Annotated in this window: 22 protein-coding genes; 8 read left to right on the top strand and 14 right to left on the bottom strand. The window is 40.6% G+C overall.

Annotated features, from left to right (window positions below; all coding sequences use genetic code 11):
- The 7 genes from ABFV83_RS18810 to ABFV83_RS18780 form a co-directional block, all read right to left on the bottom strand.
- Complete coding sequence (locus ABFV83_RS18810; RefSeq protein WP_349946030.1) at positions 1-681, bottom strand: energy-coupling factor transporter transmembrane component T; 681 nt, start codon at positions 679-681, stop codon at positions 1-3.
- Positions 674-1288 carry an MptD family putative ECF transporter S component gene (locus ABFV83_RS18805; RefSeq protein ID WP_349946029.1) on the bottom strand — a complete coding sequence of 205 codons (615 nt, stop codon included), beginning with the start codon at positions 1286-1288 and terminating at the stop codon, positions 674-676. The genes ABFV83_RS18810 and ABFV83_RS18805 overlap by 8 nt, the downstream gene beginning before the upstream one ends.
- 218 nt (positions 1289-1506) lie before the next feature.
- A complete protein-coding gene (locus ABFV83_RS18800; protein WP_349946028.1) occupies positions 1507-3210 on the bottom strand; it encodes an ABC transporter ATP-binding protein in 1704 nt (567 codons plus the stop codon).
- On the bottom strand, positions 3203-4972 hold the full coding sequence (locus ABFV83_RS18795) for an ABC transporter ATP-binding protein (protein WP_349946026.1): 1770 nt from the start codon (positions 4970-4972) through the stop codon (positions 3203-3205). Before ABFV83_RS18795 ends, ABFV83_RS18800 begins: the two co-directional genes overlap by 8 nt.
- On the bottom strand, positions 4920-6392 hold the full coding sequence (locus ABFV83_RS18790) for an energy-coupling factor ABC transporter ATP-binding protein (protein WP_349946024.1): 1473 nt from the start codon (positions 6390-6392) through the stop codon (positions 4920-4922). Before ABFV83_RS18790 ends, ABFV83_RS18795 begins: the two co-directional genes overlap by 53 nt.
- A gap of 13 nt (positions 6393-6405) precedes the next feature.
- Positions 6406-7098 (bottom strand): energy-coupling factor transporter transmembrane component T, encoded by a 693-nt coding sequence (locus ABFV83_RS18785; RefSeq protein ID WP_349948951.1) that lies wholly within the window; start codon positions 7096-7098, stop codon positions 6406-6408.
- Positions 7098-7709, bottom strand: a complete 612-nt coding sequence (locus tag ABFV83_RS18780) for an MptD family putative ECF transporter S component (protein WP_349946023.1) — start codon at positions 7707-7709, stop codon at positions 7098-7100. Before ABFV83_RS18780 ends, ABFV83_RS18785 begins: the two co-directional genes overlap by 1 nt.
- 186 nt (positions 7710-7895) lie before the next feature.
- Here ABFV83_RS18780 and ABFV83_RS18775 point away from each other — a divergent pair, with 186 nt between their 5' ends.
- A complete protein-coding gene (locus tag ABFV83_RS18775; protein ID WP_349946021.1) occupies positions 7896-8855 on the top strand; it encodes an AraC family transcriptional regulator in 960 nt (319 codons plus the stop codon).
- A 217-nt stretch (positions 8856-9072) separates the two neighbouring features.
- Here the strand turns inward: ABFV83_RS18775 and ABFV83_RS18770 are convergent, their stop codons facing one another.
- From ABFV83_RS18770 to ABFV83_RS18760, 3 genes are all read right to left on the bottom strand, one after another.
- Positions 9073-10803 (bottom strand): ABC transporter ATP-binding protein, encoded by a 1731-nt coding sequence (locus ABFV83_RS18770; RefSeq protein ID WP_349946019.1) that lies wholly within the window; start codon positions 10801-10803, stop codon positions 9073-9075.
- Positions 10800-12551, bottom strand: a complete 1752-nt coding sequence (locus tag ABFV83_RS18765) for an ABC transporter ATP-binding protein (RefSeq protein WP_349946017.1) — start codon at positions 12549-12551, stop codon at positions 10800-10802. Before ABFV83_RS18765 ends, ABFV83_RS18770 begins: the two co-directional genes overlap by 4 nt.
- Before the next feature lie 84 nt (positions 12552-12635).
- Positions 12636-13256 carry a TetR/AcrR family transcriptional regulator gene (locus ABFV83_RS18760; RefSeq protein WP_349946015.1) on the bottom strand — a complete coding sequence of 207 codons (621 nt, stop codon included), beginning with the start codon at positions 13254-13256 and terminating at the stop codon, positions 12636-12638.
- Positions 13257-13531: 275 nt separating this feature from the next.
- On the opposite strand from ABFV83_RS18760, the gene ABFV83_RS18755 reads away from it, so the two are divergent.
- The 5 genes from ABFV83_RS18755 to ABFV83_RS18735 all read left to right on the top strand — a co-directional run bounded on the left by ABFV83_RS18755 (position 13532) and on the right by ABFV83_RS18735 (position 18172).
- Positions 13532-14671 carry an iron ABC transporter permease gene (locus ABFV83_RS18755; protein WP_349946014.1) on the top strand — a complete coding sequence of 380 codons (1140 nt, stop codon included), beginning with the start codon at positions 13532-13534 and terminating at the stop codon, positions 14669-14671.
- Between the two features lie 12 nt (positions 14672-14683).
- A complete protein-coding gene (locus ABFV83_RS18750) occupies positions 14684-15448 on the top strand; it encodes an ABC transporter ATP-binding protein (RefSeq protein WP_349946012.1) in 765 nt (254 codons plus the stop codon).
- Positions 15449-15495: 47 nt separating this feature from the next.
- On the top strand, positions 15496-16545 hold the full coding sequence (locus ABFV83_RS18745) for an ABC transporter substrate-binding protein (RefSeq protein ID WP_349946011.1): 1050 nt from the start codon (positions 15496-15498) through the stop codon (positions 16543-16545).
- A 14-nt stretch (positions 16546-16559) separates the two neighbouring features.
- Positions 16560-17267 carry an alpha/beta hydrolase-fold protein gene (locus ABFV83_RS18740; protein ID WP_349946009.1) on the top strand — a complete coding sequence of 236 codons (708 nt, stop codon included), beginning with the start codon at positions 16560-16562 and terminating at the stop codon, positions 17265-17267.
- A 110-nt stretch (positions 17268-17377) separates the two neighbouring features.
- Positions 17378-18172, top strand: a complete 795-nt coding sequence (locus ABFV83_RS18735; RefSeq protein ID WP_349946007.1) for an AraC family transcriptional regulator — start codon at positions 17378-17380, stop codon at positions 18170-18172.
- A gap of 207 nt (positions 18173-18379) precedes the next feature.
- Here the strand turns inward: ABFV83_RS18735 and ABFV83_RS18730 are convergent, their stop codons facing one another.
- Entirely contained in the window at positions 18380-18730 is a 351-nt protein-coding gene (locus ABFV83_RS18730; protein WP_349946005.1) for a DUF2200 domain-containing protein, read from the bottom strand.
- 472 nt (positions 18731-19202) lie between these two features.
- On the opposite strand from ABFV83_RS18730, the gene ABFV83_RS18725 reads away from it, so the two are divergent.
- Positions 19203-19625: an alpha/beta hydrolase gene (locus ABFV83_RS18725; protein WP_349946003.1), complete on the top strand. Its 423-nt coding sequence runs from the start codon at positions 19203-19205 to the stop codon at positions 19623-19625.
- 296 nt (positions 19626-19921) lie between these two features.
- The gene (locus ABFV83_RS18720; protein ID WP_349946002.1) at positions 19922-21205 is read left to right on the top strand and encodes a LysM peptidoglycan-binding domain-containing protein; all 1284 of its coding nucleotides are present in this window, start codon (positions 19922-19924) and stop codon (positions 21203-21205) included.
- A gap of 205 nt (positions 21206-21410) precedes the next feature.
- Here the strand turns inward: ABFV83_RS18720 and ABFV83_RS18715 are convergent, their stop codons facing one another.
- From ABFV83_RS18715 to ABFV83_RS18705, 3 genes are read right to left on the bottom strand one after another with little or no spacing between them, the layout of a single operon-like run.
- Entirely contained in the window at positions 21411-21800 is a 390-nt protein-coding gene (locus tag ABFV83_RS18715) for a CGGC domain-containing protein (RefSeq protein WP_349946000.1), read from the bottom strand.
- A gap of 23 nt (positions 21801-21823) precedes the next feature.
- Complete coding sequence (locus ABFV83_RS18710; protein ID WP_349945999.1) at positions 21824-22591, bottom strand: ABC transporter ATP-binding protein; 768 nt, start codon at positions 22589-22591, stop codon at positions 21824-21826.
- Positions 22588-23655, bottom strand: a complete 1068-nt coding sequence (locus ABFV83_RS18705) for an iron ABC transporter permease (RefSeq protein ID WP_349945997.1) — start codon at positions 23653-23655, stop codon at positions 22588-22590. Before ABFV83_RS18705 ends, ABFV83_RS18710 begins: the two co-directional genes overlap by 4 nt.
- Between the last annotated feature and the right edge of the window lie 2 nt (positions 23656-23657).

Raw genomic sequence — 23657 nt, 5'->3', positions numbered from 1 at the left:
TTATTTTATTATAAAGGTTCCGACAAGAAACAAACAGCCTGTCACACAGCATATATAGTCAGCAGAGTTTAATTTTAATGTCAGTAAACTTGTCTTTTTTATGGGATTCTCAATCCCTCTTGTTACAGCTGCCGCAGATAGTTCTTCCGCAGTCGCAGTAGCTGACATCATAAGCGGCACCAGCATTGCCTCCAGCTTCTTTGAAAATTTTATCTTTCTTAAACTCATGGCATCTCTGATATAGCGTGTTTCTTCTTTAATGGCCGGGAAATAGCGGATGGTGACTGATAACGAAATGATCAGTTTCTCTGAAATATGTAATTTTCTCATAGCAAGAACAAATCTTCGCAAGGTTATCTCCCTGATCATAAGAGCACCTGTCATCAGACATGGGAACATCCGGATTGAATAGTTCACCAAAAGCGCAAAAATCGCGGATATTATTTCAGGTGCTGCAGGCAGCACAATATATTGTAAAAGTAACAAGATACCAAATGACAGGAGCCACTGAACTGCCATCTGGTATCTTCCGGCTGCCATCATCACAATACCTATAAATACAATCCATCCTATTTCAATCCATAAGCTTTTTTGAAAGAAGGTGATTGCATTTGCGAACAGCAAAAGAAGTAAAAAGGTTCGTGGATCCAAAAAGGAACCGCTGCCTGCCCTGTTATGCATTAGAAACCATTCCTGCCTTTACAAAATGTTTATGAAACAGTCCTTTGCTGATCCATGCCCCAAGAACCGCTCCCAGAGCTGGTGCAAGGAAAAGAACCAAAAGCATGGCCGGAGATGAAAGACTTTCCAAGGTATTTATGTAGGCGTCCGGCATTCCCTGCCCGCTGATCTGTGCCATAAATTTATCATGCATGATCCAGATCGGAAGCGGTGATCCTGTCATTCCAAGAGAGAAAAAGACGAACGCCCCTATATTTCCCTTTGTACTATGATACTTACTGATCAGACGTGCCGCTTCTCCTAAAACACAGGCAACTGTAAATGTAGCCAATATCACAACAGTAAACATACCTGTTATAAAATAGATCAAACCTGTAATAACTCCCATTAATAGTATGGCTCCCGCTTTTTGAACCTTGGAACACATCAGCATAAAGGGAACCCCTGTAAACAAAGCGATAAATCCGGGCATAAGAATCCACAGGATGGGATGCAGTCCTCCCATCAGCATAAAAATAAAATTGATCACAAAATAAATCGCAGAAAAGATGCCAATTGTAATCAGGTCTTTTCCTTTCAAACTACCGCCTCTTGATATTTGTGACATAAATGACTCCTCCTTTTGATTAGTCTCAGCTAACTGAACTGGCAAATAAAAACGCTCTGAGAGCGTTTCTATCTGTTAGCATATAAAAAGCCTTTTGAAAAATCTAGTCCAATCAGACCATTTTGGTCCAATTGGACGAAAGTAATAATGTAAATCAATTTTGCATATGCATCGCTGCATATTTTTTATGCTGATTTGTCTTTTATATCATACAACAGCTATAACATCTGCTCTGCATTCCACATGGCAGCATATTTTCCATTTAAACAAAGCAATTCTTCATGCTTTCCTTCTTCCTTCACTTTCCCGTCACCAATCACAAGAATCTTATCCGCATTTTTAACAATGGACATGGTATGAGCGATCATAACAACAGTCTTTTTCTTTTTCAGCAGATTTACAATTGCCTGTTTTACGGCTAATTCATTTTCCACATCCAGATTTGCCGTAGCTTCATCCAGTAAAAGTATTGGAGAGTCTTTTAAGATGGCTCTTGCTATGGAAAGTCTCTGCCGCTCACCTCCTGATAACTGGTTTCCGTTTTCGCCAGCCATTGTTTCATATCCCTGGGGCATTTTTCGTATAAATTCATCACAATTTGCCTCTTGGCATGCCCACTCAATTTCATCATCCGTAGCCTCTGGTCTTGCATACCGGATATTATTCCGGATGGTATCGTCAAAAAGAAATACATCCTGATCCACCATGGATATCTGTGAGAGAACCTGTTCCGTTCCCACATTCTGAATGCAATGTCCGCCTATCCTGATCGTTCCTCCATCCGGCTCATAATACTTTGATATCAGATTCAGAACCGTAGATTTCCCAGAACCGGAATCCCCGACAATGGCAGTCAATCTCTGATCATCGATCCGGATATTCATATCCTTGCAGATAAGTTCTCCCTTTTCATAAGAAAAATCAACATGTTCAAAAAGGATATCATGTTTTTGCGGAGCAAATGCCTGGCTGCTTTGCATTTCTTCCGGAATCTCAACAACCCCATTGATTTTCTGTTTTGCAATCATCAGATTTTTATAGCTTGTCATATCTACAAATATGGTGCCTAATAATTTCGTCAAAAATAAGGGCAGCAGGCAAATTATGACAAAAGACGGGGTTTCCATGGTTCCGCTCATCCAGCGTTCTCCGGCAACCAGAATTTCCAGCGGCAGCGTACACCCAATCAGAATACTATAGACCACTCCAACCGGAATGATTTTTAATTCATAAATAAAACTGATATCACTGAATTTCTTCATAGAGCTGGTGACCGATTTGTTTTTTGTCCCCCCGATTCCATAAGCCCGAAAGGTCTGAATCCCGGCAATGTACTCTACTATACTGCTGACATTTTCCGCACAGATTGCATTCTTTCTCATCCCATACTTTTTAACGGCATAGAAAGAGGCGGCAATGGCAGGTATGAATAAAAGTTCAGCTGCCAGTAAAATCAATGCCGAAGGCACATACAAGGTTGCTACGAAAATGACCAGCATGACCGCCAGTGTGAGATTTTTTATGATATCCCCTATTTTATGTGTTAAAATCTGCTCATAACTATTAACATTTGCAGTTGCTGCATTGATATACTCTCCGGTCTGGGATTTTTGGAATCTGGAAAGAGGGATCCTTCTTAGCTTATCCCCAAGAAATAGCCGTATCTGTTTACTGACTCTGGCACCGCCGATCTGGCCTTTTACATAACCAAAGCTGTAAATAATAAGCCTGAGAAGAAAGATAAGGGCAATCCCTCCTGTGATTTCCATGATTTTTCCCATGGCCATCTGATGGTTCCACAAGGACTGAAATATATAATACATCACCATAAAATTACAGCCGGACAGAAGTCCTTCTAACATGACACAAAATATGGAGAGGAAAAGCTGTTTGTTCCATTTCATTGGATGATTCTCATTCATTTTCAAAACCTCCTTCCATCTGATAAGCCATTGTCCTTGCCTTCTGAAAGCTTTCCCAGGCTGCTTTGAAATAAGAGTTTTCTCTTAAGACCTCCTTCTGACTTCCAATGCAGCTGACCGTATGGTTTTCTACTACTGCAATACGGTCACATATTTTTAATGCACTGAGGCGATGGGCAACAATAAGCACCGTTTTTCCCTCACACAGATTATGAATCGCTTTATCAATTTCTAACTGGTTCTCAGGGTCTGCTGCGGAGGTGGCCTCGTCTAAAATCAGTATGGGAGCATTCTTTAAGATCGCTCTTGCTATTGCAATTCTCTGTTTTTCTCCTCCTGAAAAACGAGTGCCATAGCTTCCCACCTTTGTTTCATATCCCTTTGGCAGACTCATGATAAAGGAATCAATCTGAGCTTTTTTTGCTGCCTCCCTGACTTCCTCAAGGGTTGCCTGTGTTCCCATTCTGATGTTTTCAAAAACACTGTCTCTTGTTAAAAATGTCTTTTGAAATACAATGGACACATTCTCTAACAGCTGTTCATAATTTAATTCCCGCACATCCGTTCCACCTATGGTGACTCTGCCTTTCCCTGTATCATAAAATCTGGCAATCAGCTGAATGACTGTACTTTTCCCTGCACCGGATTTCCCGACCAAAGCCACCTTCTCTCCATGGCGGATAGAAAGATTACAATTTGTCAGAACCGGTTCGTTCTCATTGGAGGGATAAGCAAAGCTTACATTGCTTAAGCAGATATCATGTTTCTTTGGAAAATCGCCGCCCCCCTCAAAAACAGGGATATCCAGTATTTCTTTTGCTTGCGTCACTGCATGGAGAACCTTTGCAAAGTTTGATCCAAGCTCCTGAAGCGGTCTTAGTTCTGTCAGATACAACGAACCAATAAACAGAAAAAGAATAAATACATTTATGGGAAGGGATTTATGTAAAAAGAAATATCCTCCAATCGGCACCATAAAAAGCAATCCACATTCCGTAATGACGATATAGGCTGCATAAGGAGGCCCCATCTTTTTTGATATTTTATTCCATATTGTATTTTCTTTCTCAATGGCATTTTTATATTTTTGAAACGAGTTGCTTCCCATGTGGAACGCTTTTATGACTTTCATTCCGCTTATGTATTCAATGATAACCGAATTTAAATTTACCAGAGACTGATTTGCATCCCCTAACACCTTTGACATGCCGGAAAACATCACGCCCATCACTGCCATTGCAAGCACCAGGGGAACCAAAGAAACCAGGGCCAGCGGGACATTAACAGAACAAAGATAGATAAATACTGCAACCGGACCGCACATATAATAGATAAATTCCGGGAGATGATGTGCCAGAAATAATTCCAGCTTTTCAATATCCTCATTTAATACCGTTTTAATGGAACCTGTATTATGTTCACTTAATACACCTAACGGAACCCTCGCCATGTGGTCTATGATCATGCACCGGACCTTATAAAGGGTGCGGTAGGCTCCCTTGTGTGATAATCCGCCCGAACATCCAAATAAGACAAAACGGACCACAATTGCCGCCAGAATCAATATGCTGTTATGAAGGAGCACCTCTTTTGTGCAGGCATTTTGATAAATTGCTGTAAGCACCTGGTATACCCCATAGTAGGGAATCATCGTGCAAAGTCCGCTTATCAATGAACAAAATGCAGACAAATACAGAAAATATTTATCCTTACCAGCCCACTTTAAGAGCAGACCTATGGAACTGTCTTTTTTCTTCCTCATTATTGTTCTTCCTTTCTTCTTTAATACTTCCAAGACCTAACCTGAAAATTCTTGTACACGCCAGTGAAACCAATTCAAAATCATGGGTAACAATAAAAATAATCTTCCCCATGCCTGCCAGATTTTTCATTAATTCCGCTACCAGCCCCATGCTTTCTAAGTCAAGGCCACTGGTCGGCTCATCAAAAAACAGAACATCCTTTTCATAAAGCCTGCTTACTGCAACTGCAAGGCGCTGCTTTTGTCCGCCTGACAGGGTATTGGGATGTTTCTCTTTTAACTCATATAAATCAAGTTCCTTTAATACCTGTTCCACTTTTGCTAAATCGGGATTTTTTATACCAAAACAGGTCTCATGCTCCACACTGTCAGCAAACAGCTGATAATTCACATCCTGCATGACCATATAAGTTCTTTTTAAAAGATCCTTTTGGCTCTGGACTTCTCCATTCCATAAGGCCGTCCCGCCCAAAGCCTTTTGCAGACCACATACGGTTCTTAACAGGGTGGATTTTCCGACTCCGTTATGTCCGGTTACTGCAATAATATCTCCTTTATTCGCTTTGAAATGAATATCATTTAACACTTCTTTTTTACCATATCCAATGGAAAAGTCCCTGATTTCAAAATAAGCGTTGTCATCTTTTATTGATTTTTCCTCAATTTCAGGTTCTTCATATTGAAGACTTCTCAGCCCAAGCTGCTTTCTCTCATCTACAGATAATTTTAAAAAAGCCTCCTGCGTCCATCTATACTTGATTTCCCCGGTATCCATGTAGTAAACCGTATCAGCCAGATCCTTTAAGTAATATAAGCGATGTTCCGCAATGATAATGGTCTTTCCCTGATTCTTCAGGATTTGAATATATTCCCGTAAATCACAAATCGCATCGGTATCAAGATTGGAAGATGGCTCATCCAAAAGGTACACTTCAGGATTTAAGGCATATACAGAAGCAAATGCTATCTTTTGTTTTTCACCGCCCGATAAGGAAAAGATACTGCGGTTTAAAAGATTGGTGATTTTTAAATCATCTGCAGTCTTCTTTACCCTTTTTACAATTTCCTGCCTTGGCACTCCATAATTCTCCATCCCAAAAGCAATCTCGCCATCCGTATCCGTATTAAAAAACTGGGTCTTGGGATTCTGAAATACAGACCCTGTCTTTTTTGCAATTTCATAAAGCTGTTTTTCCCTGAGATCCTCGCCATCTACAAATACGCTGCCTGTTAATTCCCCTGAAAAGAACTCCGGTATGAGTCCGTTGATCAGCCTTGTAACGGTAGTCTTTCCACAGCCGCTGCGCCCTGTTAATACAATGCATCCTCCTGACGGAACGGAAAAGCTTATGTTTTTAATTTTTCCATCCCCTGTGCCGTCATAGGCAAAGGAAACATGTTCAAATCGAATTTTATCCATAATCATGCCCTCCTTATTTAAGTCCCATAAGCCCAATGACAAAGTAACCGGTAAAAACAAATACCGCTATCAGATCCCTGAATAAAAATTTAATTTCAGTAAGGCTTGTTCTGGGATTTGGGTTTTCTATTCCCCGTGTTATGGCTGCTATGGATAGTTCATCTGCTGTATTGGAAGCAGCCATCATAAGCGGTACATACAGACATTCTGCTACGACCATGGGACGCAGAAAGATATCTTTAATGGATGGCGAAATCCCTCTCATACGCATGGCATCCTTGATATAATGCCAGTCTTCTTTTACAACCGGAAGATAGCGCATCATAACTGCAAAAGGAATAACAAACCGATCCGGCATATGTATTTTATAAAAAGCCGCCATAAATTCTCCGGTTTTGGTGGTTTTGATCATTAGGCCCGCCATGAGTCCACAGGGATACACCTTATTTACCAGCCCCAAAAAAGCTGCAAAAATTGCCTGCGTGGTTCCTGTCATCTTTGTGATAGAAAACAGAGTAACTGCATAAATCAGCCCGTAAAATAAAATGCCCAATAAACCATGTACAACCTGCCCTGACAACAGGGAAAACACTGCGATCAGGCACACCAGAACCAATTCATATTGTAAAGAGGGTGCAAACATGGTGCAAAGAACACAAAGCAACAGCAGGAGTAACTTTGTCCTGGGATCAAATCGAACTTTCATCACGCTGTAATTCCTGCCTTTTCAAACTGCTTTTTCAACAGTATACTTCCAACCCACGCGCTGATTCCTGCCACGACAACCGTTCCAATTAAAATAACAGCCAGCATCCAGTTCTTTGCTGCTGCATTCATGGCGTTAATATAGCTGGAAGATGTTCCGCCTTTTAACATGTAATTGCACCATGTATTGCGGTCTGCAAAATAGCAGATATAGGTTCCGGAAGCGCCTAAGCTAAGACAGATGAATGCAAGCATATTCAGCAGTTTATTTCTGTATTTTCCGCTTCCTGCTATGAAATCTCCCATAATTCCTCCAACCATATAGCCTAAATCCATTGCCCAGTGCATCCCGGTTGCAAACCATATCAATCCACACAGGATACCGGCAATTGCAATCGCTCCCCGCTTCGGAACTTTTGCAATCAGGAGCATCATCACAGGTCCTCCAAGTAAAGCGGATCCCAGCGGCATATAAAAGGTAAGAACCGGATTAGGCGCAAATACAATCCCCCCCACTAACATGGTCACAAATAAAAGTGCGGTAAAAATACCGATCGTTACCAGGTCTTTTATGCTTAGCTCTTTTTTGTTTGTTCTCGTCTGATTACTCACAATCTTCCTCCTTTTTTATTTCTTGACGTTACAAGAAATTATGTTATGATATATGTTAGTTACAACTAACCTCGGTAAATAAAATTACCACACAGGCGTTTCGTTTTCAATGGTTATTGGTTAGTTTCGTCTAATCGTGGTAATCATTCGTCCAATCAAGGTATTTTGTAGAGAATGGAGAATCTAATGAAAGAGAAGATAGATTTTTTTTATGAAAATGTATTGGCAGACAGAGGTTTTGTGCCGATTGACCCAAACGGAAGATTTAACTCCTGCGGACAGACCTATGAGCTTTCCAAAGACTTAGGAGAAGGATTTTACTGGCTTTATTCAGAAACTGATTTATATGATATCAAGATACATGATTTTTTCTTTTTTGAAGATTATTTATTCGAATGCCAACTGCCGGAATGCATGAGCGTGTCCTATTATCAATCCATTGCCGGTCATGAACTGAATCCATATCGGAGAATCAATGCGAATTGTATTAAGACCATTATCGGCGGAAAGAGTCCTTATAAAGCTGTCATGCATAAAAAGATACCCATTAAGGCAGTAGGAATCGAAATACTTCCTGCTTATTACCTCCACTATTTGAAAGAAAAGTATCCGGATGATTATTTAAACCCTTATGATGCCTTTTCCTCCATTGATGAAACCCTGCACTTCCCTGAAATGTTGTTACTTCTTAACCAGGTAGCTGAATACCGGGGTACCGGAATCAGTGCAAAGCTATTTTATGAAGCAAAGGTAAATGAGGCTGTTTCTCTGGTAGTGGAACATTTTCATAAGCAAGGCAGAAAACAGCCTCATATTTCGGATAACGATACGGAACAGATTTATAATGTTTCGGCATATATTAAGGATCATGCTGTTTTCCCTTTAACCTTGGAACAGCTATCAAAAATAGCTTGTATGGGACAGACTAAATTAAAAACGAGCTTCAAGCTGGTTCATGGCTGTACCATTACGGAATTTATCCAGCAGGCACGGATTGAGCATGCTGAATTTTTATTATCTCATACGGATTTGAGTATCGCACAGATTGCACAGACCATTGGATATTCCAATGCCAGCAGATTTGCAGAACTTTTCAAAAGAAATGTTGGTATTCTCCCCGGAGAATACCGGAGAGTTGTGAACTAGAAGAACGTTTAAACCAAAGAATATAAAAGACTACAAACAGAAGCATCTATACCGGTTGTAAAGATGACAAATCGTGCCAGACATGGATATCCGGCACGATTTGTACAGGAGGGCTGGCAGATACCAGAATTTCCTTCAAATGCATCATACTCTAAGAATCCGCCTGACTCCGCTATAACCACCTCCCATAAATCTATTTTTGTCTTTATAGTCTTCCTTAAATGTTCCAGGAAACGGCCTGTTTTCTTTCACCCACAAAACGTTTATAGATACCGTCCTGTTTCATCAGCTCTTCATGCTTTCCCTTTTGAACAATTTCCCCTCCATCTACCACAAGGATCTGATCCGCATTGCGGACTGTTTTTAAGCGGTGCGCGATCATAATAATCGTCTTATTTCTTGTCAATTCTTCAAAGGCTTTCTGTAAATGTACTTCATTCTCTGGATCTACATTGGCTGTGGCCTCATCAAAAATGATAATTGGTGCATCTTTTAAGATAGCCCTTGCAATGGATATTCTCTGCTTTTCGCCTCCTGAAAGGGCAAAGCCCTTATCTCCAATCACGGTATTATACCCTTTCGGAAGACTGCAGATAAACTCATGACAGCATGCTTTTTTCGCTGCTTCAATGACTTCTTCCCTGGTCGCATCTGGTCTTCCAAACCGGATATTATTTTCAATGGTATCCTGAAAAAGATATACATTTTGAAATACCATGCTGATCTGTTCCATCAAGGACTCCAGCGTATAAGTTTTCACATTAATTCCACCAATTTTAATCTTACCGCTGTCTGCATCCCAGAATCTGGAAATCAAATTACAAATCGTTGATTTTCCAGAGCCGCTTGGTCCGATGATGGCAGTCGTTGTCTTGTCTTTAATCTGAAGGTTCATGTCTTTTAGGATTTGCCGCTTCTCATAAGAAAAATTCACATGTTCAAATATGATCTCATGATTGTCTGGCTTTATAATCTTACCCTTTTCATCCATTAATGGCACATCATCCATCTGATTCGCCTGCTCAATGGAGCTTCCGCATATGCGAAGGACCGCAACTCCGTGTCCGGCAGATTCAATCTGTTCAAAGACAATAAAGGAAACTACAATAAACATCAGGGAATAAGTAAGCTCCATGGTTCCCTTAAAATAGAAGAACAGTGCTGCCCCCATCATGATAACACTGAATATTCTCAGTATCACTTCCTGCATAATCGTATAAGGCGTAATCAGCTGCTCCATTGCCAGATTTGTGTTTTTACTGTTTTCAATCGCCTGATCGACTTTTTTGTTATCCATTCTTGTAAGATTAAAAGACTTTACGATTCCCATTCCCTGAATGGTCTCTAACATATTCTCTACAAGCACAGCCTGTGCTTTCTGCCTCTTTGGCGCCGTATTCCGGGACTTTTTCTCCATAGAGGATGTAATCAGGCAATAGAAAAGAACCCCAGCCGCTGTAATTAGTCCCATTCTCCAGTCAAAGACCAGCATATAAACCGTAAATACGATGGTAGTAATAAAACCGCCCAGCGTCAGCACCATAACCATGGGGGCAGTGGTTTCCACATCACCAAGAACTGTGGTGCAGATCCCTGTAATATTTCCAAGACTGCTCTGGTTAAAAAATCCCATGGGTATTAATTTCATCTTATTGCCGATAAAAACTCGTTTATTTGCAGCCATAAAATATCCTGCATGTGTCTGTTGAAGCTGAGAAAAATAATTTGTAACAATTTTACCTGCTATGCTTACAACCATTAGTCCTAACACATACCATATGGTTGCTTTATCCGCTTCTTTTTCTACCAGCGCCTGAATGGTAAGAAAAATCGCTCCAATCTGCAGCATGTGAAAAATCGCATTGATAAACCCTATAATGATAGAGTTTCGAATGTTTTTTTGTTCCTCTCCGGCGAATCTCCATATTTTACGAAAAATTTCTATCATTCCTTTTCCCCATCCTTTACTCCGATATGTGCATTCCACATGTTCTGATATAATTCTGATTTCTGCAATAGCTGTTCATGGGTTCCGGAAGCACTGATTCTTCCCTGATCCACTAAAAGAATCTGATCTGCACCAACAATCGTGGATAACCGGTGTGCAATTATAATCAGCGTTTTCCCCTGCACCAGTTTGGATATTGCCTTTTGAAGGACAGCTTCATTCTCCGGGTCAATATAAGCAGTGGCCTCATCTAATATGACAATGGGTGCATCTTTTAGCATTGCTCTTGCAATGGCGATCCTCTGCCGTTCGCCGCCGGATAAGTGGGCTCCTCCTCCGCCTACTCTGGTTTCATATCCACGTTCCAGATTTCGGATAAATGCATCACAGCCTGCCCTTTTTGCCACTTCTTCTACCTCTTTATCCGTGGCATTTTCTTTTCCCATTCGGATATTTTCCCGGATGGTATCGTCAAAAAGGAAATTATCCTGGGATACATAGGCTATCTGATCGGCTATCTGTACAAGGGGAATTTCACTGATTTCCTTTCCACCGATTCTGATACTTCCTTTTTCAATATCCCAAAATCCTGCAATCAGTTTTGTAATCGTCGATTTTCCGCTTCCGCTTGGTCCAACAAAGGCATTTACTGTGCCCTGACGGATTTTTAGGGTGACATCTGTTAAGATATTCCCCTTTTCTTTTTCATAAGCAAAGGAAACATGATTCATTTCAATATCCGTTCCTGTCAGATGGACCGGCTCCTTTGGATGGTGCTGTTCCGGCGCTTTTAATATGGTCTCTACGGATTCTATAATCGTACCTGTCTGTGCCAGGGAATCAACAAAATTAGTGGCAGCAATAATCGGTCCAACAACTCCCATGGACAAAATCATGACCATAATAAACTGTGAGGCCGTAATACTGCCGTTCAGATAAAATGCCAGGCCTGCCGGTAAAACGCCCACCAAAACAGCGGGGCTGAAATTCCGGTAGCAGGCAGAGCCGAACTGGGCGCTTTTCATCCAGTTATAATAAAATAATGCATTGGCATTTACCGCATCCATATATCCGGCATAAGCTACATGACCCTGATTATAAGCCTTAATAACTTCAATGCCATTGATATATTCTACAATCGAATCGTTGATTTTCTTTCCAATATGAACGGATTCCTGATATTTTACCGGATAGGATTTCATGGTGGCTATCATGAAAACCATGCCCAGTGGAAGTGTGGCAATTGATAGCAGCGCCAGCCTCCAGTCAATGAAAAACAAGGCAATTAAAAGAACCAGCGGTGATAAAACATTGGAAGTCATTTCGGGTAAAAGATGGGCAAGGGTCGTTTCCATGCTCTCAATCTGGTCAACCAGAATGCTCTTCCACCTTCCAACAGACTGATTCTGTAAGGTCCCCATAGACAGCTTTGCCAGTTTATGTACACATCTGTTCCGCACTTCTGCCAATACTGCAAAGGTGGCCTTGTGGGATTGTGCAGTCGAAAAGGTAGTAAGCAGTACTTTTCCAATACTGCCTGCCAAGGCAAGAACCAGCCACGGAATGCAGCTTTGCATATCTGCCGTATGGGAAAGCAGCATAATAATTATTTTCCCCGCACACAAATATGGGATAAAGCCTGCCATAACACCTATAACAGCCAGTAAAACCGCCAGTTTAAGCCTTGGATGCTCTGATTTTGCCAATGCCCATATCCGCTTTAGTGGACTTTGATCTTTTTGTTCCATAAATCCTCCTTTTGGTTAGTTTAGGCTAACCTTATGTTTTAAAATAATGCGGGTATATCCCGCATTTTTCAGGTATGTGTATCCTTATTCCCAGTTATAAATTTTTGCAAAACCGGCGTAATAAAATTCCCTCAGCTGTTTTGCATACAGCATACCATCTTCTCTTTTCATATCATGCCGCACCATCTCGAATATTCCGGAAAAATATGCACTGGTTACAATGTGAAGAAACTCAGTTGTGATCATTTCATTTTTTAATGCATCATCCTTAGTCGCATCCATATACTTCACCGTATATTCCATCTCGATCTCAACCAGTTGATTTAAAAAATCTGAAAATTCTGTTCCTTCTGAACATTCCAGCAATAGCTTGAATACATCATAGTGATCATAAATGTAAGCCACTAAATTTTCAGCTTCCATTCCGCTATAATGAAGCATATTTTCCTTTTGATAATCAGCATTCATTTGATGAAATGACTCCTGCATACCCAGAAACCATGCTTTTAATTCTTCCACTACCGGATAAACCATGGCATGAAACAATCCTTCTTTGTTATGAAAACGTGTATAAATGGAACCTGTGCTGGTACCAGCCTCCTGGGCGATATTACGAAGAGAGGCGTCCTTGAATCCTTTCCTTAAGAATTCCTTTTTCGCACATTCATACACTTTCTCATATACACCTTCAATTTGTTTTGCCATACATTTTTCCTCCTGTATTCAAAACGGTGTTTCATAACACCGTTTTGAATATAATACTTATTAATATGATTGTCAAGTATAATTTATTAAACACTGTCTTTTATACTTCTCCATACAAGGCCGCTGTTCTCTTTTAAAGCATTGATCAGGATTGGCATAGTCTAGTTTTTTAATAATAGTCCATGTCATTGAATTATTCCCCATTGTAACAGAGGATAAAATTGTGTATAATAACCCAGTAGTTAGTTGTGCCTAACAAAAGTAGGAGGCCTGTTTTGAATAAGGTAAAATTCAGTTCTGCAAATAACAAGATTACATTTGGCCAGGAAGTATTAAAGAGTAAAAAAAGCAGTGCAGCAGGCAATACGGAGTTATTTCCTTTCAGGCTGGTTGTTGCACTTTTGTGCGCCGCTCTTGTTTTGTCTATATTTTTAGCACTCGGACTTGGTGCGGTACACATATCCCTTCCTGATACATATGCCATAATAATGAACCGCTTGTTTGGCCTGGAGCGGCCGGGAACCGGTGAAGTTTTACGAAGCGCCAATGCTTCAATCATATGGAAAATCCGTTTCCCCAGAGTTTTGCTGGGCGTTGCCGCAGGTGCCGGTCTTTCACTGTGCGGATCAGTCATGCAGGCCACAATACAAAACCCTCTTGCAGAGCCATATATTCTGGGAATATCCTCCGGAGCGTCCCTGGGAGCCACGATTGCGGTTTTTATCGGCACAGCCGTTCCGCTGGCCGGCAGCATATCTTCCGTATCTCTGCTTGCTTTCTTGGGAGCAGCCGGAGCCACTGGTGCGGTTTTATTTCTGGCTTCTATGGGCGGACAAGCCACATCCGGCAAGCTGATTCTTTCCGGTACAATTATTAACGCCATATGTACCTCTTTTTCAAATTTTATTATTTCAGTATCCGGCGATGGCAATGGGATGTTAAGCATAAAATTCTGGACAATGGGATCCCTGACCCGGGGAAGCTGGAATAACCTTATTTTGCCCAGCTGCGTTGTAGCTGCCAGCTGCATATTTTTTCTCAGCCAGTACCGAACCCTGAATACCATGCTGCTTGGTGATGAGGCGGCATCTACCCTGGGCGTAAATCTCAGCTTTTACAGAAAGCTGTACATGTCAGTGGCTGCTCTTTTGACCGGCGTATTGGTCTCTGCCTGCGGTGTGATCGGCTTTGTGGGACTGATGATTCCACACATTGCAAGAGCGGTTGTGGGGGCGGACCACCGCCGTCTGCTGCCCATTACGGTTTTGATGGGCGGGATATTTCTGGTTTGGGCGGATGCACTGGCAAGAATCATAATACCCAATGGGGAGCTTGCCATTGGAATTGTAACATCTATGATTGGTGCACCGTTCTTTGCCTATATTTTAATAAAACGGCATTACCGTTTTGGTTAGTGAGGTTTGAACATGGATGTTACTGTAAAGGATTTAAAGGTTCATTTAGCAGCAAATGAGATTTTAAAAGGCGTTTCCCTGGAGGTTACAAACGGAAAATTTATTGGTGTTTTAGGGCCAAACGGCAGTGGTAAATCAACACTGCTAAAAACGGTATACCGTATGCAAAAGGCATCCGATGGTGTGGTAATGCTGGATGAAAAGCCCTTGCAAAGCTACAAACCAAAAGCATTGGCCAGAGAAATGGCAGTAGTGGGACAGTTCAACAATATAAATTTTGATTTGACGGTTGAAGAAATTGTTATGCTGGGGCGTTCCCCCCACCTTGGTACACTGGAAAGAGAAAAGCAAAGGGACCGTGATCTTGTGTCGGATTCTTTAGCAAAGGTAGGTATGGAGAGCTATGCCAAACGAAGCTTTTCCACCTTGTCCGGTGGAGAAAAGCAGCGGATTGTTCTGGCACGGGCGCTTGCGCAGCAGCCGTCCCTTCTTATTTTGGACGAGCCCACAAATCACCTTGATATTACATATCAGCTTCAGATTTTAAGTATTATCAAACATTTAGGTATTAACGTATTGGCGGCCCTCCATGATTTATCTTTGGCAGCACAATATTGCGATACCATCTACATTTTAAATAAAGGGGAGATTGATTCCTTTGGATCGCCCAAAAATATTATTAACCGTGAAATGGTGCGCCGGATTTATGGCGTTGATTGTAAGATAACGGAAGACAGCCAGGCGGGAATGGCAATCAGCTATTTCCCCCTTGTATAACATGACAAATATTATAAATAAAGGAGCAGGAAATGAGGATCAATAAAATGAGAAAAAAAATGGCGGCCTTCACAGCAGGCACTATGATATTAGGAGCAATTTTAAGCGGTTGCAGTCCAAAGAAGGACACCCCTCAAGATACTTCTGCCTCACAAAGTACGTCTGCGCCTACATCAGAAGCACCACAAAGCAGCGCCGGGAATACAGTATATCCAATTACGGTAGAAACCAAAGGCAGCGACTATGTCCCTGCCAGGCAGACATATAACAAAGCACCGGACAGAGTGGTTACAGCAAACGCCTCATCCATAGAACTGCTTTACAACTTAGGTCTTTCAGATAAGATTGCCGGTACCATTGCAATTGATAATGCACCGGGAGAGGACTGGAAAGAACTGTATGATTCACTGGACATCCTGGGCGATAAAATGACCATCAGCAAAGAAGTGATTGCGGCAGCGGAACCGGATGTTATTATCGGACGCAGCGCCACGTTTGCAGAGGGAACCTTTGGTTCCATTCCGGAACTGAATGAGCTGGGAATCAATGTTTATGCACAAAAAGCCAGTGATATGAGCACGGCTGTTTCCATGAAGAATATTATTGATGACGTAATTGCCCTTGGTGAAATTTTCGATGTTCAGGATAAAGCAAAGGAATATGCAGAAAACCTGACAGAACGTTTAAACACGGTTTCAGAAAAGGTGGCGGCCTCTGCCAAAGACAAAACTCTTCAAGTCCTGGTTATGGCAACTTATAAAGAAGGAACCTTTGTGGTTTTCGGTGCAAATGCAAAGCTGCAAAATGGAATGCTTTCCGCATTAAATTGTGCAAATGTCATGGATAAGGGCGGCTCCAATCTTACGTTGGAAAACCTTGTAGAAGCAAATCCCGATGTAATTATTTATATTACTTCAGACCGCAACGTGGAAACTGATGCAAAGGCTGTAGAAAGTATAAAAAATGAAGAAATACTGGCATCAATACCAGCTATCGTAAACAACCGGATCATCGAAATACCCTATGACGCTTTTATGGACTACGGTGTGCGCAATTTCGATACGTTGGAAGAACTTTCAGACTTCCTTTATAACTGATTAAGGTGAAACAAATGCAAACAATTCATATAGCAGGAAGAGACTTAGAACTACTGGTGCCATCCGGCTTTTCTCCCGGAACAAGCAGTTGTCCGGTTGTATATGCGCTGGATTCGGACATCATTTTCAAGGCGCTGGAAAAAATCCAGGGAGAAAAAAAATCATACCGTTTTCTTTTAGTGGGTATACCGCCTTTGGACCGGCTGTCCGAGTATACACCCTGGCCAGCCAAAGCGCTTCATGAACGTTTTGCCGATTTCGGAGGTAAGGGCGGGGAGTTTCTGGATTATTTGGGGAAGGTTCTGATTCCAGGCGTTAATAAGAAGCTGTTTGGCAATGCATTTCCCTCTCAAACCGCATTATTGGGGCACTCCCTTAGCGGACTGCTTGGGATTTATTCTTTGTATAAGACAGATATCTTCGATGATGTTGTATCAATTTCGGGTTCTTTCTGGTATCCGGACTGGACCGGATTTGTGAAAAAGAACTCTCTGATCAACAAAAAGGCGTCCGTATTTCTTTCTTCAGGGGAAGATGAGGGAAAAGGTGCCCATGATATAAAAAGAAATGCTGCACAGGCAACAAAGGATACTTATGAAGCGCTCATAAATCACTTGCCCCAGTGCAATATAGAAATGCAGTGGAATCCCTACGGACATCATGAAAATATTCCTCTGAAATTATCCGGGGCATTGACTTATTTGGATAAGCAGTTCCAATAACAAGCATAAATCCATACGAATTAAATCTATTTGGGAAAACACCGCAAAGGAGCAGTCTGTCCTTATGCGGTGGTTTCCCTATTACCGTATTGAAAGAAAGAAGGGATAAAATGGAGGCTCAAACTGCTCTGAATATACTGAAACAGGCCTATCGGCTTTCTCCGTTCCGCGTAAATAATGTAATACGATTTGTGAAGCAGCCATCAGACAAGCCTACCTCTTACCAAACCATACACGGGGCATTTATCTTTCCCCTTGAGGGAGAAGCAGAAATAAGGTTTGATGATAAATGCTTTCTTGCAAAACCGGGAACAGTGGTGCATGGCTGCCCGGGGTGTCAGCTTGCCTTTCATGTATCAGGAGAGAATCCGTTTACTCATATCAATATTTATTACCATCAAATAAGCAGTAATTTATTGTTTTCCATACCCATTGATCTGCCTGCTGTTTCTCCGGTTTTGCAGGAGCTGGCTGATGCCAATGAAGAGATAGACATACATTCTATCCTTCAAAAGCAGTTACTGTCCCGGCAAATTTTTCAGAGTATTTTTTTCAACGGTGAAAAAGATAATTCTGCCGAAGATTACCGCATCGTAAAAGAGCTTGTGGACTATATAGAAGATAACTGCAGAAGTCCACTGACAATGGAGGATCTGGCAAATTATATCGGGAAAAGCAAGTCACAGCTCTCCTATCTTTTTTATAAATATACCCAGTGCCGGCCCATTGATTTTCTTATAGATTACAGGATTAATATGGCCGCTAAGCTTTTGCGTGAACAGGGTTGTACCGTGACCGAGGCTGCGGATGCTGTGGGATATGCCGATCCGCTTCATTTCAGCCGTTTATTCAAAAAACGCACCGGCTATGCGCCAAGCCAGATACAAAGAAAAAATGGAGGGTAAGTATCCTACACAATGATGTAACAATATACGCTGTATTTATCTCTTCCATCAGCACAACATGAGCTTTATGGAAGAGAATCCAAAGTCGTGGCTATGGCTTTTGTGCAAATCATTAACTCAAGGCTGGCACCAGGTACCTTCTTCTTAACTTCTTTCATTGCGTTTTTGTCGCCAAGCATTTTGCGGAGTTTTATTAGCTATTCACTTTCAGCTTCTTAAAATCTTCTCCATTGGCTTACCTTTTGCCAATTCGTCCACCAGTTTGTCAAGCCACCTGATTTTCTGCATAAGCGGTTCTTTGATTTCCTCAACGCGGTGCCCGCAAATCACTCCTGAAATTTTGGTGGCGTTGGGGTTTATCTGTGGAGCTTCGTTAAAGAAGGTTTCGTAATCAATATTTTTCATAATTTGTGCTTTCAGACCAGAATCGTCATACCCTGTCAGCCAACAAATCACAGCATCAACCTCGGATTTAGTGCGCCCTTTACGCTCCGCCTTTTGAACAAGTAACGGGTAGACCGTCGAAAACGCCATCTTGTATACGCGCTCGTTTGTCATAAGTGTCACTCCCTTTCGCTTTCCGTTTTATTCTCCACCCCACGATATGGGTGACGGGTTTATAATCCATCGGCTTCCCAAGCGGCAGCTGAATTGCTCCCTTGGAAGTCTTATATCCTGGGAGCCACTTCGGGCACTTCCACATTTCACCCGCGCTCCTTGTTATTGTGCCCTGATATCTATTTGATAATCCCCCATCGGTGACTTACCAATTGCAAAGCAACAAGTAACAATACCAAAGGTCTGAAAGCATCAATACCACCCATTCAACATGCCTTGAGGATACAAAAAGGATGCTGCCAGAGCCTAACATTGCCTTGGCGGCAGATTTGATACAGTCTGCTCAGGCTGACGTACTTAATCTAAAACTTAATCTAAAGCTAGCGAAATATTTTGTGCCAGTAATTTTCTCACTTGTTTTGCCAGTTGCTCCGTACCAATATTAAATTGGTTCAATACAAAGGATTCTACAATGCCTAAGACAGCCATACTTAAAAATCGCAGAAGTATTTCAGCATCCTTTTCAGAGTTTATCTTATTTATCTTTTTACTAAGCTGCATTGTGGAGGCTGTAGATTATTATACAACACCGAGGGGACAGTGCCCTAACTCTCCAAACATGCTGAAATTTACGAGCTTAGCTTCTGTATTAGGTTTTGACGCTTTCAATCTAGCCGAAACACTGCTGATTCAGCCATTACAAATCATAATAGGTAATAAGCAAGGCGCATTTGGTTCCTTCAGAGATGGTCATGAGTTTTATAATAGAGCAGCATCAAATAAAAAGGATTTATTTATTCTTGAAGGTGAAAGTCACTATGATTTATATGACCAGCCAGAACCAGTCAGACAAGCCGTTGAAAAGTTAGTTGTATTCTATAAAGAAAATCTCTAAATGCAACTCATACCTTTCGGCAAAAACTGGAGGTTTTCAGATAGTAATAAGATGAAAGTCTAATATCCAGTTAATATATAATAAAATAAAACTTATACACGGTTGTCAAATCGTAGTCGTTGACAACATGAGGCGGGCCCGGAATAGCGGATACCCGCCTATATTATGATCTATCGCAACTTCCTAAACCGGATATCGCGTAATATTATTGAGATACCTATTATAATTATACTATGATGTTATGAACATGTAGGATTAGCATATAATAATATTAATAAGATCGTTTGAGGAAATCCATGATCATACACGTTGTCCAACCCAATGAAACCATCTATTCTATATCAGAGTATTATAAAATCCCTATTGGCCGATTGATATTGGAAAATGGAATTACAAACCCTGATAATTTAGCAATCGGCCAAACCATCGTGATTGTACAACCGGAAACACTCTATACCGTCCAACCTGGCGACACTTTGGAGAGTATTGCAGAGCAGCACGGTACTACACCCATGGAATTATTAAGAAATAATCCCTATCTATCCGATAGAGAATATCTGTACGCTGGTGAAACTATAGTAATAAGCTATCAAACCAATAAAACAAGAACAATTGCCACTAATGGTTATATCTTTCCTCATATAGAAAAATCTGTTTTAATAAAAACACTTCCTTTTTTATCTTATCTGACCATATTTAATTACAGGGCTGCAAGTGACGGAGAAATTATCTCCAATGCTGACGATACTGAACTTATCCAGCTGGCTAAATCTTACGGTACCGCGCCCATGATGTTTGTTTCCACTATGACAGGAGAGGGAATCATTAGCCGTGAAGTGACCTATGATATTTTAAATAATCCTTCTGTGCAGAATCTCCTGATTGATAATGTTCTTCAAATACTAAGAGCGAAAGGATTTTATGGTATAAACATATATGTTGAAACTATAACCTTTGATAACATAAATTACCTTGCAGAATATTTAAAAAGGGCCGCTGCAATATTTCATTCAGAAGGTTTCAGGGTGATGATTACCGTTACGCCTGCTACAAGTATTGCTACACCTGACATTAGTTTCGAAAAAATAGACTATTCAAAATTATCTGACTTTGTAGATGGAATCATAATTTCTTCCTATGATTGGGCAAGGTATTACAGCTATCCAAACGCAATTCTTCCGATTAATATAATAAGAAAATTGTTAGATTACATGGTTAGTATTATTCCCCCTGAAAAAATTTTTCTGGGAATCACTGCCCTGGGTTATGATTGGACACTTCCCTATATTCCCGGTGCCACAGAAGCAACTGTAATAACTTATAATAGTGCGGTAGAAATTGCCTCGGATAATGGTATACCAATACAATTTAACGAAATAGCACAGGCACCTTACTTCTACTATATGGATAGTGATGAGATTCTTCATGTAATATGGACTAAAGATGCAAGAAGCTTTAACGCAAGGGTTGGACTGGTAGAAGAATATGATATCCAGGGCTTATCTTTTTGGACTGTTATGAAATTCGATGCACAAATGTGGTTTATTATTAATACTCAATACCATATTCAGAAACTTTAAATGTCCATGCAGGGTTGTGGGCTGCCTGCGAATATGCCATAGAACCGCTTGGCTATAGAGACTGTTTCAAGTTTTATATTGGTTGACATAATGCCTGTTTTGTAATATAAGATATCGGAAACGCTGTTAAGGCTGAAAAGCTTGCCTTAACAGCATTTCCGATATCTTAGGTTAATTATACAAGGTATTATGCCAGAATTATGTTTTACATGTGAGTCCTGTTTTTTATCCGAATCCCTTTTAGCTTTATCATTTCAACAATTTCTACTATTCTTTCACAAAAACTTCCATCTGCATTTTCACAACAGACTCCAACATGCACCACATCTATTCCTTCTGATTGTAACCTTTCTACTTTTTCTATCATTCCCATATCTTCTGTTGGAGAAGCCCAATTTTGTTCTTTACATCCATTACAAGTAAAATATGCTGCAAGTACATCTTCCTTCGCATATTCTGTAAAACTTCCTTTCTTTAGATTAAAAGCATTTAGACATCCACATCCGGCACATACCTTAGTAGCCTCTAAGCAATGTAATATACCTATTTTTATTCCCATTTTTTCTTGTGTGATTAATTTAGGGCTATTAGTCATAGGTCTCCTTTTAGCTTGACTTATTATAGCTGGTCTCCTGTAAATAATATATGAAGTTTCCCATTCTTATCCTGTACTATTTGCGATTCAACCTGATAAACTTCAAAAATTTTCTCTGGGGTTAATATCTTTTTTGTTTCACCCTGTGCGATTACTTTTCCTGCTTTCATAATATATAGGTAATCACAGTACATGGCGGCAATATTTAAATCATGCATAGCAGCAAATATGGTGATATCTTGTTTTTTTAAGATTCTCATTAATTGCAGTTGATATGTAATATCCAAATGATTGGTTGGCTCATCGAGTATGAGTGTCCTCGCGTCTTGAGCTAATGCCCTTGCTAAGAGTACCCTTTGTTGTTCCCCGCCAGATAATGTTGCAAATTCTCTTTCCAAAAATTCCAACATATTCACACTCTCCAAAACTTTTTCAACAATTTGGTAATCTTTTAGAGTATCTCTTTCCAGCAGTCTTTTATGTGGGGCTCTTCCCATCATTACAATATCTTTTACTTTAAAATCAAACTGGTATGAATTGTGCTGAGCCATAACTGATATATACTTTGATGATTCTTTTACGCTATAACTATTTAGAAGTTTATCTTCCAGCCATATGGTCCCTATTTGAGGTTTAAGTACACGGTAAATACATTTTAATAAGGTTGATTTCCCACATCCATTTGGACCGATTATTCCGGTAAAACTTTTCCTTTTTAACTGAATTTCCACACGATCTAATACATTTTTATGTCCATAGGAATAGGTTAAGTCTTCTACCTTTATACTCATGTTTTCTTCCTTCCAATTCCATATGACTTGCGTAACATTAAAATTACAAAACAAGGCGCACCTATTAAAGAAATTAATATTCCGATTGGCAACTCGGAATGTTTTAGTATGACCCGGCTTACTACATCTGCCCATACCAGGAATATACTTCCTACAAGCGCACTAGTTGGTATTAATTTCTTATGATCAGTTCCAGTGACCATACGAACTGCATGGGGGATAATTAATCCCACAAACCCGATTATACCAGAAGAATAAACGGAAAACCCCACCATAATAGATACCAATATAAGGTATAGTATTCTTACAGCTCTTAGGTCTGTTCCCAGTGTAATTGCCGTATCTTCCCCTAATAGCATTAGATTGAGATTCCTTGATTGTGTCCAGAAAAACAAAGCTCCTAAAATCATAATTGGTAATACCACCTTGACAATGTCCCATTTTGCACCGGCTAAACTACCCATAGTCCAGAAAGCAACTTCTGTTGTAGCATTTCGATCATTTGCAATATATAGCACAAAATTGGAAAAGGCAGAACAAATGGAGCTAACTGCCATTCCCGCTAATATAAGTTTTCCTGTCTTTGCTTTTCCTCTGATGTTAGATAAGCTAATTACCAGGAAGGAAGAACCAAGAGCACCCAAAAAGGCCATAACTCCTATAAAATTATTACCAAATAGACTTCCTATTCCCAACATAATTGCCAGCGTTGCCCCAAAAGAAGCTCCTGAGGAAATTCCTAATACATAGGGATCAGCCAAAGGATTTTTTACAACTGCCTGCATAACGTCTCCACAGACAGATAGTCCAATTCCAATCCCGATTGCAAGTAGTACCCTGGGAAAACGGATCAACCACACAACATCATGAATTGCACCTGACGAGAATGCCTCGTATTGTTCTAAATGAAATAATTTGTAAAATATAACCCCATAGACCTGGCTGACTGTGATTTCTGCATTCCCAAAGGTAATTGCAGTCAGCACCGAAAGTATGAGCACCATAATCAATCCCAGATAACATAGGCCCCAAAATAAGTTTCCTGTCTTTTTTCCTGTTTTCATAC

The sequence above is a fragment of the Lacrimispora sp. BS-2 genome (assembly GCF_040207125.1).
GTDB lineage: Bacteria > Bacillota > Clostridia > Lachnospirales > Lachnospiraceae > Lacrimispora.
Note: the sequence above shows the minus strand (reverse complement) of the source record. Positions and strands in the feature narration are given on the sequence as shown.